This window comes from Halanaerobium sehlinense (genome assembly GCF_055379485.1).
In genome coordinates this window covers 1,807,700-1,822,527 of record NZ_AP042442.1, presented here as the reverse complement: position 1 = coordinate 1,822,527, position 14,828 = coordinate 1,807,700, and the positions used below count along the sequence as shown (strand labels likewise).

14 protein-coding genes and 1 riboswitch are annotated in these 14,828 nt (G+C 32.6%); of the genes, 12 read left to right on the top strand and 2 right to left on the bottom strand.

The window, feature by feature from the left end; all coding sequences use genetic code 11:
• Positions 1-5 precede the first annotated feature (5 nt).
• From menA to ACZ446_RS08925, 5 genes are read left to right on the top strand one after another with little or no spacing between them, the layout of a single operon-like run.
• Positions 6-944, top strand: coding sequence for a 1,4-dihydroxy-2-naphthoate polyprenyltransferase (menA, locus tag ACZ446_RS08945; RefSeq protein WP_464392226.1), 939 nt, complete (start codon positions 6-8; stop codon positions 942-944).
• 14 nt (positions 945-958) lie between these two features.
• Positions 959-1,327, top strand: a complete 369-nt coding sequence (locus ACZ446_RS08940) for a YccF domain-containing protein (RefSeq protein ID WP_464392225.1) — start codon at positions 959-961, stop codon at positions 1,325-1,327.
• An 18-nt stretch (positions 1,328-1,345) separates the two neighbouring features.
• The gene (locus tag ACZ446_RS08935; RefSeq protein ID WP_464392224.1) at positions 1,346-2,209 is read left to right on the top strand and encodes a patatin-like phospholipase family protein; all 864 of its coding nucleotides are present in this window, start codon (positions 1,346-1,348) and stop codon (positions 2,207-2,209) included.
• An 8-nt stretch (positions 2,210-2,217) separates the two neighbouring features.
• Positions 2,218-2,994: a tRNA lysidine(34) synthetase gene (locus tag ACZ446_RS08930; protein ID WP_464392223.1), complete on the top strand. Its 777-nt coding sequence runs from the start codon at positions 2,218-2,220 to the stop codon at positions 2,992-2,994.
• 8 nt (positions 2,995-3,002) lie between these two features.
• Positions 3,003-5,105 (top strand): EAL domain-containing protein, encoded by a 2,103-nt coding sequence (locus tag ACZ446_RS08925; RefSeq protein WP_464392222.1) that lies wholly within the window; start codon positions 3,003-3,005, stop codon positions 5,103-5,105.
• Between the two features lie 24 nt (positions 5,106-5,129).
• Here ACZ446_RS08925 and ACZ446_RS08920 read toward each other — a convergent pair whose 3' ends face one another.
• Positions 5,130-6,671, bottom strand: coding sequence for a Na+/H+ antiporter NhaC family protein (locus ACZ446_RS08920; protein ID WP_464392221.1), 1,542 nt, complete (start codon positions 6,669-6,671; stop codon positions 5,130-5,132).
• Positions 6,672-6,782: 111 nt separating this feature from the next.
• Positions 6,783-6,968, bottom strand: a riboswitch (Lysine riboswitch).
• Between the two features lie 199 nt (positions 6,969-7,167).
• On the opposite strand from ACZ446_RS08920, the gene ACZ446_RS08915 reads away from it, so the two are divergent.
• Entirely contained in the window at positions 7,168-8,178 is a 1,011-nt protein-coding gene (locus ACZ446_RS08915) for a YlbL family protein (RefSeq protein ID WP_464392220.1), read from the top strand.
• A gap of 5 nt (positions 8,179-8,183) precedes the next feature.
• Here the strand turns inward: ACZ446_RS08915 and ACZ446_RS08910 are convergent, their stop codons facing one another.
• Positions 8,184-9,470 carry a tRNA(Met) cytidine acetate ligase gene (locus tag ACZ446_RS08910; RefSeq protein WP_464392219.1) on the bottom strand — a complete coding sequence of 429 codons (1,287 nt, stop codon included), beginning with the start codon at positions 9,468-9,470 and terminating at the stop codon, positions 8,184-8,186.
• 189 nt (positions 9,471-9,659) lie between these two features.
• On the opposite strand from ACZ446_RS08910, the gene pta reads away from it, so the two are divergent.
• The 6 genes from pta to fabK all read left to right on the top strand — a co-directional run bounded on the left by pta (position 9,660) and on the right by fabK (position 14,740).
• A complete protein-coding gene (pta, locus tag ACZ446_RS08905; RefSeq protein ID WP_464392218.1) occupies positions 9,660-10,658 on the top strand; it encodes a phosphate acetyltransferase in 999 nt (332 codons plus the stop codon).
• Positions 10,659-10,691: 33 nt separating this feature from the next.
• Complete coding sequence (locus ACZ446_RS08900; protein WP_464392217.1) at positions 10,692-11,888, top strand: acetate/propionate family kinase; 1,197 nt, start codon at positions 10,692-10,694, stop codon at positions 11,886-11,888.
• Between the two features lie 71 nt (positions 11,889-11,959).
• Entirely contained in the window at positions 11,960-12,436 is a 477-nt protein-coding gene (locus tag ACZ446_RS08895; RefSeq protein WP_464392216.1) for a YceD family protein, read from the top strand.
• Between the two features lie 18 nt (positions 12,437-12,454).
• A complete protein-coding gene (gene rpmF / locus ACZ446_RS08890) occupies positions 12,455-12,628 on the top strand; it encodes a 50S ribosomal protein L32 (RefSeq protein WP_108139692.1) in 174 nt (57 codons plus the stop codon).
• A 150-nt stretch (positions 12,629-12,778) separates the two neighbouring features.
• A complete protein-coding gene (plsX, locus tag ACZ446_RS08885) occupies positions 12,779-13,792 on the top strand; it encodes a phosphate acyltransferase PlsX (RefSeq protein WP_464392215.1) in 1,014 nt (337 codons plus the stop codon).
• On the top strand, positions 13,793-14,740 hold the full coding sequence (fabK, locus tag ACZ446_RS08880) for an enoyl-[acyl-carrier-protein] reductase FabK (RefSeq protein WP_464392214.1): 948 nt from the start codon (positions 13,793-13,795) through the stop codon (positions 14,738-14,740).
• Positions 14,741-14,828: the final 88 nt, after the last annotated feature.

Here is a 14,828-nt window from a genome sequence, read left to right as displayed (position 1 = left end):
CTGTTTTGACGGTAAATGCTTTTTTGAAGCTAGTAGAGATTCAAACTAAAATAGCAAGTTTTACTCCCTTTTTAATGGGGAATTTATATTTATTATATCATTATTCTAATTTTAAAATCACTAATTTTATTTTAATGTTCATTTCACTACTTTCAGTTGATATGGGAACTACAGCAGTTAATAACTATCAGGATTACTTAAAAGCTGAAAAAAAAGAGGGCTATAATTATGAACAACATAATGCAGTGGTAAATTATAATTTAAGCAAAAAAACTGTTAAGAAAACTATTTTAATTCTTTTTTCATTAGCAGTAGTAACTGGTTTACTGCTTTATCTAGAAACTGATGTTATAGTTTTAATGGTTGGTTTCATATCATTTATTATTGGTATTTTGTATACCTCAGGTCCTGTCCCAATCTCTAGAACTCCTTTGGGAGAAATTTTTTCGGGATTCACTATGGGTTTTTTTATTACATTTATAGCAGTTTACATTCATAATCGTGAATTAATATCTGTTTTTTTAGAGGGTAAAAATTTACTGTTAAAATTTCAGTATTTAGCAATTTTAAAGATTTTTATTTTCTCACTCCCTCTAATTTTGGGAATTGCAAATATTATGCTGGCAAATAATATTTGTGATATAGAAGATGATTTAGCAAATAAACGCTATACACTTCCAATCTATTTATCCCGTAATGACAGCCTTAAACTTTTTAAGTATTTATACTACTTATCTTATATAGGTATTTTAATTTCAGTGGTTTTTAATATTTTACCATTGATTTCTCTTTTGGCATTATTATCAATTTTTAAAGTTCAACAAAATATTAATAAGTTTGAAAGAAAACAGAAAAAAAAAGATACATTTATCTTAGCAGTCAATAACTTTATGCTTATTAATTATTCAACAGCATTTACTCTTATTTTAGCTATTCTAATATAAAGGGGAGGATTATTATGACACTAATCGGTAATATTATCTGGTTTATTTTTGGAGGTTTAATTGAAGCTATCTTTTGGTTTGCAGCCGGGATTTTATCTTCAATTACTATTATTGGAATTCCAATAGGTAAACAGTGTTTTAAAATGGCTAAAATGCAGATAGCCCCCTTTGGCAAAGAGGTAGTTGAAAAAAACAATTCATCTTTAGGTTTAATAGCTAACATTATTTGGATAATTGTTTTTGGTTGGGAATTAGCACTAGCTAATTTAATTTCAGCTTTAATATTTGCTGTTACAATTATTGGAATCCCTTTTGCAAAGCAGAGTTTAAAACTTGCTTATTTATCATTAATGCCTTTTGGTAAAGATATTAGAAAAATGTAGTTAAGAGGTGTTTGTAAATTGCAGATTCAAAAATGTGCACTGGTTCTTGAAGGTGGAGGAATGAGAGGGGCTTTTACAGCTGGAATCATTGACTATTTATTAAAAAATGAAATTTATTTTGAATATGTCATTGGTGTTTCAGCTGGTGCCAACAATGGGGCTAATTACACAAGTCGCCAGAGGTTTCGCAATAAAAAAATATTTACTGAGTTAGTTGAAGATGATAGATATATGGGTTTTAAAAACCTGCTTAAAGAAGGCAATTATTTTGGTATGGATTTTCTCTTTCATCAGCTGCCACATGAAATTTTGCCATTTGATTATCAAAGCTTTAAAAGTTCAAATACTGTTTTAAAGGTTGCGGCAACTGAATGTCAAAGCGGAGAAATCAGATATTTTTCTCCGCAGGAATTCGAGAGTATCAGCAGGATAGATAAAGTTTTTAAGGCTTCAAGCAGTCTGCCTCTTGTTTCCAATCCAGTTGAGATTGATGGTAAATTGTATTTAGATGGTGGGATCAGAGATTCAATCCCAGTTAAAAAGGCTGTAAAGGATGGCTGGCCAAAGGCGGTTGTTATTTTAACCAGGGAAGAAGGGTATAAGAAATCACCAGTTAAAGCAAAATTTTTATTAGATTTATTTTTGCATAAATATCCAAATTTAGCTGATGATTTAAAACAGAGGTATCAGGTTTATAATGACACTTTGGCTTATATTAAACAAAAAGAAGAGGCCGGTGATTTTTTTGTTTTCAGACCTGAGTCAATTGAAATTGACCGTTTTAGCAAAGATTCTAAACAGCTGGAAAGCATCTATGATTCAGCTTTTGAAATAGCAAAATCACAATCAGAAGCATTAAATAGCTGGCTAAAGGAGATTTAAAAATAATTATGAACCTATCTTTTGAAAGCAGTATTACTGCCAAAGTGGTTAAAGCAGTAGCAGAATATGAAATGATTAATGATGGAGATAAGATTGCAGTTGGTCTTTCTGGAGGCAAGGACAGTACGTTTCTACTTTTAATGCTAAAACTATTTAATCAGCATTTTAAAAATAATTTTATTTTGGAGGCTGTCCATGTAGATCCAGGTTTTGATGATTCAACAGCTTTTAAATTGAAAAAATTGGCAGCTGGTCTGGACGTTAAAATAGAAATTATAAAAACCAATATTTCCGATTACATAGAAAATGAAGAAGCTGATAATCCCTGTTCTAAATGTGCTCACTTTCGTAAAGGAGCTATGATCAATTATTTGAAAGATAATGATTTTAATAAACTTGCCTTTGGACATCATTTAGATGATGCTGTAGAAACATATTTGATGAGTATTTTTTATTCCGGTCAGTTAAAAACTCTTCAGGCTAAAAGATATTTAAGTAAAAATAAAATTGAGATAATTCGACCTCTGATATATCTACGTGAAGATGTTATTGCAGAAGAAGTGAGAAATAAAGGAATTTCAATTTCTAAAAGTTCCTGTCCTTATGACGGCATTACAGTCAGAGCAGAGATTAGGGAAGATTTCCAAAAATATTTTGAGGATAATTTACTGTTCTCTAATTTAGTTTCTGCAATGCGGGAAAAAAATAATAAAGAACTATGGCCGTCAAAGTTAGATGATCAGCTCCTAACTAAAAAAATGAAAAAATACTGGCAAAAAGGATAGTGTTACTAATGGAAGTGAAAAATATTAATGAGTCTTTAATTCAAAAACTTAATTACAGTACTGAAAAAATTAATAAAATATATCAAAACTCACCCCTGGTTTATATTTCCTGGGATGAAAGCGGAAAAATTACTGACTTAAATCAATATGCAGTTAAAATTTTAGGCTGGAAAAAGGAAGAAATAATTGATCAGCAGTTTATTTCAACCATGATTGCAGAAGCAGATCAGCAGCTCTGGTTAAAGTGGAAGCGAGGAGAAATAAACTCACTTCCTAAAAATTTTAGAAGCAGAGTTATTACAAAAAGTGGAAGAATAATTAACTGCAGCTGGAATAATATTGAAATTAAAAATGAAAAAGATGAAATAGAAACCATTTCTATAGCTAAAAAGTTAACCAATAATTTTGAAGATGAGATTGAAATTTTTAAGTTGATCAAAGCGATTAATGAAACTGATAACTGGGTAGTAATTACTGATGAGAGTGGTATTGTAGAGTATGTAAATACAACTGTTAAAGAAATAACTGGATACAGCCGGGAAGAAGTAATTGGAGAAAACCCATCTTTGTTTAAGTCTAATAAACACGACCAAAAATACTATAAAAATTTATGGGAAACGATTAAAGCCGGAAAAGTATTTAACGATGTTATTATCAATAAGAAGAAGAATGGTGATTATTTTTATTCTGAACAAACAATAACTCCAATTAGAAATTATGAAGATGAAATAATTAACTTCATTTCTGTTGGTAAAGATATTACACAAAATGAAAAACTAAGGGAACAAATAGAGTATATATCTAATTATGATATGATTTTTGGTCTCCCAAATAGAAGATTTATTGAAAATAAAATTAGTGATTTAATAGATCTTAATCTTGAGCAAAAAATTGCAGTTTTAGTGATTAAGTTTAATAAAATTAAACATTTAAATGATATTTATAATAAAGCAGAAAATAACAAGACTTTAATTAATTTAGTTGCAGCTCTAATAAATAAACAGATCAATGATAAAAAAAGATGTGTAAAAATTGATCAAAATAATAATTTAGCTTATTTAGGTGGAGATAACTTTGCTTTAATTATCGATGATATTGAAAGCAGCAATCAAATCTATAAGATAGTAAAGCAAATTTTGGAATTGTTTACCGACACAATTGAATTTAACCAGGAAACTTTAATGTTAAATGCACGAGTTGGAGTTTCGATTTATCCGGATGACTCTAAAAATGCTAAAAAACTGCTGTCGAATTCAGAAATAGCTCTGGTAAATATTGAAAAAAACGATTATGCTTTTTTTAATCATGAGATGGATCATGAAATAAAAGAATTTAATAAAATGGAAGCAAGATTAGATCATGCTCTAAAAAATGATGATTTTTTAATATATTATCAACCTTATTATCTGGGCAGTGATAAAAGCTTATTTGGGATGGAAGCACTGCTTAGATGGCAGGATCCACAGGAGGGAATGATCTATCCATCAGAGTTTATTCCAATTCTGGAAAGTTCTAAACTAATAAAAAAAGTTGGTTTAATTGTGGTTGCAAAGGTTGTTGAATCTATCAATGCATGGTTAAAAAAGGGATATGATCCTGTACCAGTATCAATTAATTTATCCGCTAAACAGCTGGAAGATAGTGAACATCTTAAAGATATTTATAAAATTATTGATGCAGCTGATATTGATCCTGCTTTGATAAATTTTGAAATTACCGAATCTATTGCAATGAGTGAGGTTGACTACAGTTTAAAAGTAATGAATGAGATGAAGGAAAATGGACATTCAATTGCGATTGATGATTTTGGAACGGGCTATTCTTCTTTTAGCTATTTGCAAAAATTCCCTATTGATTATTTAAAGATTGATATTTCTTTTATAAGAAACATGAACACAAACCAAGACAGCCAGAATATCGTGGAATCAATAGTTAATATTGCTCATCTGCTTAATTTAAAAACTATTGCAGAGGGTGTAGAAACAGAATCCCAGCTTAATAAACTTAACAAATTGGAGAATGACTATGTGCAGGGTTATTATTTTGCTAAGCCAATGTCAGCAGCTGAAATTGAAAAAAATTATAGCATTAAAAAAACCGCTGTTAATTAACAGCGGTTTTGTAATCTCTACTTACTAAACTAGTTCATCTGCTTTTTTACCAATCACACTTACTATAACATATAAAGCGATTAAACCTATTGGTAATGAATAAAGGGCTGAAATCCCAAAACCCGCTGGTAAGAAACCAAATAGGGCAGCAACTAAACCAACTGTTAAGGCATATGGCATCTGGGTAGTAACATGGTCCATATGATCTACAGCAGAAGCAGTAGAAGACATGATAGTTGTGTCTGAAATAGGTGAGCAGTGGTCACCCATAACACTTGCAGTTAAAACTGCTGCAATTGTAGGCAGCATTGGAATTCCAATTGAGTTAGCTAAAGGAATTGCCAGCGGCATTACTATTGCAACTGTACCCCAGGAACTTCCAATTGTAAAGGCAATAAAAGCAGAGAAAACAAAAATCATTACAGGTACAATTTCAGGTATTATATTACCTTCTAAAATAGAAACTAAAAAATTTGCAGTACCTAAGTCATCAGTAATACTTCCAATTGACCAGGCTAAAACAAGAATTAAACAGGCAATAAACATTGATTTTGCACCATCAATCCAACCATCAACAGTTTCACTAATTGTCAAAATACCTTTTGCAAAAGCAAGAATTCCAGCAATAAAACTACCACTAATTGCTGCCCATAAAAGAACAATACTGGCATCTGCATTTCCAAAAGCATCTCTGATTGAAGTTCCAGCTTCTAAACCGCCTCCATTATACCAGAGACCGATTAGGGTAACTAAAATAACACCAATAATAGGTAAAAATGAATTTGTAAAAGTAAAACTTTCACCTTCAGGCTGTTCGATTTCTTCCATTTCCTGTGAAACCATTGGTGTTGATCCAGGTCTTAAAGTTTCTCCTGTAGAGCGGGCTCTTTTTTCAGCTTTTAACATTGGGCCAAAGTCTTTGGCTGTAAAAATAATAATTAAAGCAAAACCAAGGGCAAAAATACTATAAAAGCGATAAGGTATTGTCTGCACAAAAGTTCCATAAGCACTCATTTCTAATCCTAAAGAGTCAAAGCCATCTCTAATAACACCAACTTCAAAAGCAATCCAGGTTGAAATTGGAACAATACTAGAAACTGCAGCAGCAGTTAAATCGACTATAAAAGCTAATTTTTCTCTTGAAATTTTCATTTTATCTGTAATTGGACGCATTGTATTTCCTACAATCAAGGTGTTTGCATAGTCATCAAAGAAGATAAGTACACCCATTACCCAGGCGGCAAACTGTGTTTTAACAACTGAATTTGCTCTTTCAGCAACGTATTCACCAATTGCAATAATTCCACCTGATTTGTTTATGATTCCAATCATTCCACCCATAGCTAATAAAAATAATATGATTCCAGCATTCCAGGAATCTGCAAGAGATGCTAAAATATAATTATCCAAAGTATGCATAAAAGCAAAAAGTGGATTATATGCATTTGTAATTAATGCACCTGCAAAAACTCCTAAAAATAATGATAATACAACCTGCTTACTCCACCAGGCTAAAATAATTGCCAGCAGTGGCGGCAGTAAAGAAATAATTCCATAACTTTCCATAATAGATCCTCCTTGTTTTTTGTTTTAATTAGCAATTAATTTTAAAGGCATAAAAAATACCCAGCGATATGCCGGGTTAATAGCAAAAATCGCCTCATTTTCTTGATTGTTACTTGAGATAGCACAACATAATAAATAAATTATTATGACAGTTCTGTATATCTTATACACAGACCCAGTAGATTTTTAGAACCATAAAAACCCACTTCGGCAGAAAAACCTTTCACTTTTAATTTATGATCCTGGTTCAGGATAAATATAAAAGTTAATAATTTTTTCCGCACCTCTACCTCATCAAAAAATGAGGTATTTTATGATTAGTTAAACTGCTAATCAAATCTCAGATATTCAATTTATAACGATTATAACTTAGCAAATAATCGATGTCAAGGAATCTACAAAAAAATTTTGCATTTAGAAGTATTTATCATATATAATAGTAGTGCTGGTTTTTGCAAATTTAACATTAAAAAATTATCTAAAGAGGAAGATAGATATGAAAAAGAAATATATAAATAAGTTTTATTCACGCTTAATTGGAATAATTTTAATATTATTTGTAATAAGTAATTTTGTTCCTGTTCCTTACCAGGTTATGGAACCCGGAATAGCAGCAGAATTATCACCAATGATAAAAGTTAAAGATGGTTATGATAATCAGGGAGAGTTTTTATTAACGGCAGTTAGCAGCAGAAGGGCAATGGCCTGGGATTATTTTTATCTAAGCCTTTTTTCACCTGATGATAAAGAGTTAACTTCAATTGCTGATCAGCTGCCTGAAGATATGGAAATGAGTGAATATATCAATTTAATGGCTGAACTTATGGAAGAGAGTAAGCTTCAGGCTCAAGCAGTTGCTTTTAGGCAGGCTGGCTATGAGGTTCAGGTATCCGGAGAAGGGGCAGAAGTAGTAGAAGTTATGAAAGAGGGCTCAGCATATAATAACCTCAAAAAAGACGATTTAATAACTGCTGTTGATGGTAAAAAGGTGGAAATGGCTGCAGATGCTGTTAATATAATAAAAAATAGAAATATTGGTGATACAGTTGAAATTAAAGTTATCAGAGATGAGAAAGAGTTGGTCTTCAATTTAGAAACTGTAGAATTGGAAGGTAATGAAGGCAACCCTTCAATTGGAGTTTTAATTAGTTCCAGAGGTTTAGAATATGATATACCAGGTGAAGTTAGCTTTGAGACAGATAATATAATCGGTCCTTCAGCTGGTAGTGTTTTTACAATGGAAATTTATAACCAGCTGATTCCAGAAGATATTACAGGCGGCCGCAAAATAGCCGGAACCGGAACAATAAGTTTAGATGGTGAAATAGGTAGAATTGATGGGGTTAAATATAAAATTATGGCAGCCAAAGAAGTTGGTGTCGATTTATTTATTGTGCCGGAAGATAACTATGATACTGCTGTTGAATATGCTGATGGTTTAGAATTATTAAAGGTGAAAACAATTTCTGATATTATTAATTATTTAGAAGAGGATCTTAAACTATAACCTTATCATATTTTGATTAACCGCTGGTAAAAATCTCTGCGTGCCTGACTGTGTTCCTGATTTTCATATAAAAGTGCATAAAGATCACCTGCTACTAGATCATAGCTTAATGAAAGCTCGAGAGGATCTGAAGCTCCCAGGTTGATTCTATTTATTTTTTCGGCAGGATTGATGATAACTTCAGTCCTTGCTTCAGCCTGCAGTTTAGAAAGCAGATATTCTTTACCTTTTTTTACACCCAGAACTCGTAGGTAATGTGGAGCATTATTCTCTGCTGCTGTAATTTTTGAAGCATCTAATGAAAAGTAAATTTGTAGAATTTTTCTTTTGATTTTGCTTTCTGTTAGATTTTTAGATTTTAAAGCTTCTAGAAATGACTCAGCGTTAGATTCTACTGCAGCTATATCGATAAAGCGGTTTTCCAAGCCATTACTGATACCTTTGTATTTTTTTAAATCTGAAGCCTGGAGACGTCTGATTTGATCTATAGTTTTTAATATTATTTGTTTTTTAGAATTATTTTTGACATATCTCCCTATTTCAACTTCATTTTTTAAGATAGCCCAGGCTGAATCTGGCATTAATTTTTTAACTGCTTTTAGAGCTTCTTTTTTTTCGCGATTATTAAATAAATTTCTAATTAAAGAGGCACTGGCATAATTTTTATTTATTTCTTGACTGTGATAATCAGTTCCAATTCTTTTGATAGTATATGCACTTATCTTAGATTTTAATTTAATTAATGATTTTAAATATTCTATTGCTAGGATATTATTTGGTGCTGCTAAAACTTCTTTTATTTTTTTTGCTTTAAATTCTGATAGATTATTATAGTCCTTATAATTGGTAAGTAATGCCCTGGCCCTGGCAGTTGGAAAATCCAAACCATTTTTTAAAAAAAATTGTAGTGAATTTTTGAAGGCAGTACTTTCTTTAGTTAAGGCTTCTGCGACAGCAGAGAGAAGATCAATTTCACCAGCTTCACTACCAAAAACGATTGAGTCAACAAGATTAGTTTTTTCCAGGCTTAAAATAGAGTAATGGGCAAAATATTCTGCGCTTCGGATATCATAAATAAAAGGCAACTCTAAAACTAGATCAGCACCACAGCTTAAAGCTTGTTTAGTTCTGGCCCATTTGTCGAGAATTGCTGCATCGCCACGCTGTGAAAAATTACCACTCATGATAACAATCAAATCATCATTTTGAGTAATCTCTCTACTTTTTTGAAGATGATATTGATGACCATTATGGAAAGGATTATATTCAACTATTAAGGCAGTTGCTTTCATTAGAAACACTCCAAATTATTAATTTAATATTTTAAATGTATTGTTTAAATTTAGACAAAAGTTTTACTTTTCGAACTTCTTTTAATAAAAAAGGGTTTGAAACTTTAATATAGTATTATATATATAATAGCAAATATATAAAAAAAGAACAAATAACTTATTTTTAAAACCACGGGGGAGGAAATTTAAATGGACGTATTAAAAGATTTCAAAGAAAAAGCTGCTTCTAATTTGCAGACAATTGTTTTTGCTGAAGGTGATGATGAAAGAATAATTAGAGCTGCAGCCGAGGTGGAATCAGAAAAATTTGCTAAAATAATAATTTTAGCTGAGCAGGATTCTATCCAAAAACAGGCTTCAGATTACGGAGTTGATTTAAGTGGGATTGAAATTATTGATCCCGAAAAATCTGATTACATAGCAGAATTTACAGATGAGTTTTATGAATTAAGAAAACATAAGGGAATTACAAAAGAAGAGGCTGAAAATATAGTAAAAGATCCTTTATACTTCGCTACCATGATGATTTATACCAATAAAGCAGATGGAATGGTTGCTGGAGCAGCCAATGCTACTGGAAATGTATTAAGACCTGCTTTTCAAATTGTTAAAACTGCTGAAGGTATTTCAACAGTTTCAAGTGCTATAATAATGGTTCTAAAGGATAAATCATTTGGTGAAGATGGAGTTTTAGTTGTATCAGATTGTGCAGTAAACCCAACTCCAAATTCAGAACAGCTGGCAGAAATCGCAATTACTACAGCAGATACAACAAAAAGACTGTTAGATTTTGAACCAAGAGTGGCTATGCTTTCGTTTTCAACAATGGGTAGTGCCAAACATGAGAATGTAGACAATGTTCGAAATGCAGTTAAAATTGCGCATGAAAATGCTCCCCACTTGAAAATTGATGGGGAAATGCAGGCTGATGCAGCACTGGTTGAAAGTGTTGGTGCCAGAAAAGCTCCTGGTAGTGAAATAGCAGGTAAAGCAAATGTATTAATTTTCCCAGACTTACAGTCAGGTAATATTGGCTATAAATTAGTTCAGAGACTGGCAGGTGCAGATGCAGTCGGACCAATTTTGCAGGGCCTTGCAGCACCGATTAACGATCTTTCTCGAGGTTGTTCTGTTGAAGATGTTATTAACTTAACTGCAATTACAGCAGTTCAAGCTCAAAATGAATAATTAAGTAATATTATAAACTCTAGGAGGAAAAGAATGAAAATACTTGTAATTAATAGCGGCAGTTCATCTCTAAAGTATCAATTATTCAATATGGAAACGGAAAGTGTGTTGGCAAAAGGACTTATTCAGAGAATTGGAATTGCTGATTCATATTTAGAATATGAAAATGGTAGTGGAGATGAAATTGTAATTGAAAAAGATATTCCTAACCATAAAGTAGGAATCGAATTGTTAATTGAAACCCTTTTATCAGAAGATCACGGAGTTTTAGAAAACATGGACGAAGTTGAAGCAATTGGACACCGAATTGTTCATGGTGGAGAAGCTTTTGCAGAATCAACAATCATTGATGAAGAAACAATAAAAAAATTGGAGGCTGTTTCTGACTTAGCACCTCTGCATAACCCACCTAATATTATGGGAGTTAAGGTTTGCAAAGAATTGATGCCTGACAAACCACAGGTTGGTGTTTTTGATACAGCTTTTCATCAGAGTATGCCGGAAAAAGCATATATTTATGCTCTTCCTTACGAATATTATGAGGAATATGGAGTCAGAAGATATGGTTTTCATGGAACATCTCATGGTTATGTAGCTAAAAGAGCTGCCAAAATGATGGAGCGAGATTTATCTGAACTAAAAATTATAACCTGTCACCTTGGTAATGGAGCCAGTGTAGCTGCAGTTAAAAATGGAAAATCTGTTGACACAAGTATGGGCCTAACTCCACTTGAAGGATTAGTTATGGGAACCCGCTGTGGAGATATTGATCCAGCGATTATTCCATTCATTATGGATAAAGAAAACATTTCTGCTTCTGAGATGGACGATATTTTAAATAAGAAAAGTGGTCTGCTGGGAGTCTCTGGAGTCAGCAGTGACTCACGTGATGTAGAAGATGCAGCAGCTGCAGGTAACCATCAGGCAGAAATTGCAATAGAATTATTTAATTATAGAGTTAAAAAATACATCGGCGCTTATTCAGCTGCAATGGGTGGTGTTGATGCAATTGTCTTTACTGCAGGTATTGGAGAAAATTCAATCGATACTCGTGCAGGGATTTTAGAAGGGCTAGAATACTTAGGTGTTGAGCTCGATCAGGAGGCTAATGACTGCCGCGGAAAAGAAGTCTTTATTTCTACCGCTGATTCTAAAGTTAAAGCGATGGTTGTTCCAACAAATGAGGAATTAGTAATTGCAAAAGATACAATGGAATTAATAAATCAGTAAATTTTTGCTTGACAGTTCAGGCTACTTTTTATATAATAAAACGTGGCTATTTACAGGGGTGATCAAATAAATTGTATATTAACCTCAGTGATTTAAAAGAAATCGGAGGCAGAAAAAATGTCTCACTGGAGCTTGAATTTCACAATTTAGAATTTGTCGATCGTGAAATTGAAATAAAAGATAAGGTTCAGCTTGAACTTGAAATTTATAATACCGAGGATTCTTTTCTTGTTCAGGGAACTTTAGAAGCTGAACTAATTTTAAGCTGCAGTCGTTGTTTGCAAAAGTATAGTTCTCCAATAAAATTGGATATTTCTGAAGATGTAATAAAAAGTGAAATGGAAGATGAGGAAGAACTATATTTAGACGATATAATTGTGGATAATATAATTCTATCCTTACCAATGAAACCTCTCTGTTCTGAAGATTGTAAAGGCATTTGTCCTCAATGTGGTCAGGATTTAAATCAGGGAGAATGTGATTGTGAGATAGAGACAGTAGATCCTCGTCTGGCAAAACTTAAAGAATTTTATAATGATGAAGAATAATTAAAGGAGGTGTATAGAATGGCTGTACCTAAGAAACGGACTTCTAAAACACGTAAGCGAAAAAGACGTACTCATAAAAAATTGAGTGCTCCTAGTCTTGTAGAATGTTCAAACTGCCATGAGAAAATTTTACCTCATCATGTATGTCCAGAATGTGGACATTATGATGGAAAAAAGGTGAGCGGAAATTAAATCATTTTAGATAAACAGAGATCTCTGAACTGGAGATTCTCTGTTTTTTTCTTGCCATAAACTTGCATTTGACCGACGGTTGAGATATAATGTTTTGCAAATGATAAAGATATAAATTTTTGTTTTTTTGGACTCTGGGAGGCGGCAATATTGTATAGAATAGCTGTAGATGTAATGAGTGGAGAAAAAGCCCCATCCGAATTAATTAAGGGAGCTTTAAAGGCTTTTAAAGAAGATAAAGAAATAGAATTGACCCTGATTGGTGAATATGATATTATAAGCGAAGAGTTAGCAAAAACTGACTATGATTCGAAAAGGCTTAAAATTGAAAATGCTGATCAGATTATTACTATGGACGAATCACCAATTAAAGCTCTGCGCAAAAAAAAGAATGCCACAGTAAATGTTGGGTCAGCTCTTTTAAAAAAAGCAGAAGTTGATGCTTTTATATCTCCAGGTAATACAGGTTCAGTAATGGCAGCTGGCTTATTACGAGTTGGAAGGATTAAAGGGGTTTCCAGACCACCTATTGCAATCCAATTTCCTGCTGCTAAAGGAAGCACTTTAGTTTTAGATAATGGTGCTAATACAGACTGTAGTCCTGAAAATTTACAGCAATTTGCTTTAATGGGACAGCTTTATGCAGAAAATGTAATGAAAATAGAAAACCCAAAGGTAGCTCTTTTAAATATTGGAGAAGAGAAAACAAAGGGTAATAACTTAAGTAAAGAAAGTTATCAAGTTTTAAGTGATGATCAAAGAATAAAAAATTTCATTGGTAATGTTGAAGGTAGAGATATCTTTAGTGACAAAGTTGATGTTGTTGTAACAGATGGCTTTGTTGGAAATGTAGTTCTTAAAACAACAGAAGGAGCAGCTTCATTTTTTCTTGATTTAATTAAAGAGAGTTTTAAAACAAATTTACGTTCTAAAATTGCTGCTTTTTTAATAAAACCATATTTAAAAAAAGTTTTGAAAAAAATTGATTATAGACAGTATGGAGGAGCACCTTTATTGGGAGTAAACGGTGTTGTAATTATTAGTCACGGCAGTTCTGACAGCACAGCTATTTATAATGCGGTCAAGGCTGCTAAAAAGACTGTAAATGAAGATATAGTAAAATTGATTAAAGCTGAGTTAGAGAAGAATGAGGAGTTGGAATAAATGGCATTGAAAACAGAACTTTGTGATTTATTAGAGATTGAAAAGCCAATTATTCAAGGAGGTATGGCCTGGGTTGCTACAGGTGAACTGGCAGCTGCAGTATCTACTGCAGGGGGCCTGGGTGTAATTGGTGCTGGAAGTGCACCAGCTGATGTAATTGAAAAAGAGATTGAAAAGGTAAGGGAATTGACTGATAAACCATTTGGTTTAAATATTATGTTACTTTCTCCCTTTGCAGAAGATATAATTGATTTAGCTGTTGAAAAAAAGGTTCCTGTTATTACTACAGGTGCAGGTAACCCGGGAAAATATGTAAAAAGATTTCAGGAAATTGGATCCAAAGTGATTCCTGTTGTTCCTTCAGTTGCTCTTGCTAAAAGAATGGCAAGATTGGATGTTGATGCAGTGATTGCGGAAGGAACTGAGGCTGGAGGTCATATTGGAGAATTGACAACCATGGCTCTTGTACCACAGGTAGTTGATGCTGTGGATATTCCGGTTATTGCAGCAGGAGGTGTTGGTGATGGCAGAGGTTTAGCAGCTGTTTTAGCCTTAGGAGCCAGTGGAGTTCAGATTGGAACTAGATTTGTTTGTTCTGAAGAATGTACTGCTTCTTTAGAATTTAAAAAGGCAATTGTTGGTTCAAGAGACAGAGATGCAGTCGTTACCGGCCGCAGCACTGGTCATCCAGTTAGAAATTTAAAAAATAAACTGACTAAGGAAATGGACAAATTAGAAAGGCAGGGAGTAGATCCCAAAAAGATTGAAGAGATTGGATCTGGTAAACTAAGAGATGCTGTAATTGATGGAGATGTCAAGGAAGGCAGTGTAATGGCCGGACAAATTTCGGGCATGATTTCTGAAATTAAATCTGTCCAAAAAATAATCGAAGAAATATTATTAGAAACAGAAAATACAATTAAAAGCAATTATAATTTACTAAATTAATTTAAATCAGAATTATAATATCTGGATTTTGATTATTATATTTCAAATTATATATTTGATTTAAAGATTGGATTTTAATATTAACTAA

What these genes read in the sequence shown, in the direction of transcription:
- ACZ446_RS08920 (WP_464392221.1), bottom strand. Translation starts at nt 6,671, where the DNA reads ATGGAAAGTTATGGAATTATTTCTTTACTGCCGCCACTGCTGGCAATT.
- ACZ446_RS08940 (WP_464392225.1), top strand. Translation starts at nt 959, where the DNA reads ATGACACTAATCGGTAATATTATCTGGTTTATTTTTGGAGGTTTAATT.
- rpmF (WP_108139692.1), top strand. Translation starts at nt 12,455, where the DNA reads ATGGCTGTACCTAAGAAACGGACTTCTAAAACACGTAAGCGAAAAAGA.
- pta (WP_464392218.1), top strand. Translation starts at nt 9,660, where the DNA reads ATGGACGTATTAAAAGATTTCAAAGAAAAAGCTGCTTCTAATTTGCAG.
- ACZ446_RS08930 (WP_464392223.1), top strand. Translation starts at nt 2,218, where the DNA reads ATGAACCTATCTTTTGAAAGCAGTATTACTGCCAAAGTGGTTAAAGCA.
- ACZ446_RS08910 (WP_464392219.1), bottom strand. Translation starts at nt 9,470, where the DNA reads ATGAAAGCAACTGCCTTAATAGTTGAATATAATCCTTTCCATAATGGT.
- ACZ446_RS08900 (WP_464392217.1), top strand. Translation starts at nt 10,692, where the DNA reads ATGAAAATACTTGTAATTAATAGCGGCAGTTCATCTCTAAAGTATCAA.
- ACZ446_RS08925 (WP_464392222.1), top strand. Translation starts at nt 3,003, where the DNA reads ATGGAAGTGAAAAATATTAATGAGTCTTTAATTCAAAAACTTAATTAC.
- fabK (WP_464392214.1), top strand. Translation starts at nt 13,793, where the DNA reads ATGGCATTGAAAACAGAACTTTGTGATTTATTAGAGATTGAAAAGCCA.
- ACZ446_RS08915 (WP_464392220.1), top strand. Translation starts at nt 7,168, where the DNA reads ATGAAAAAGAAATATATAAATAAGTTTTATTCACGCTTAATTGGAATA.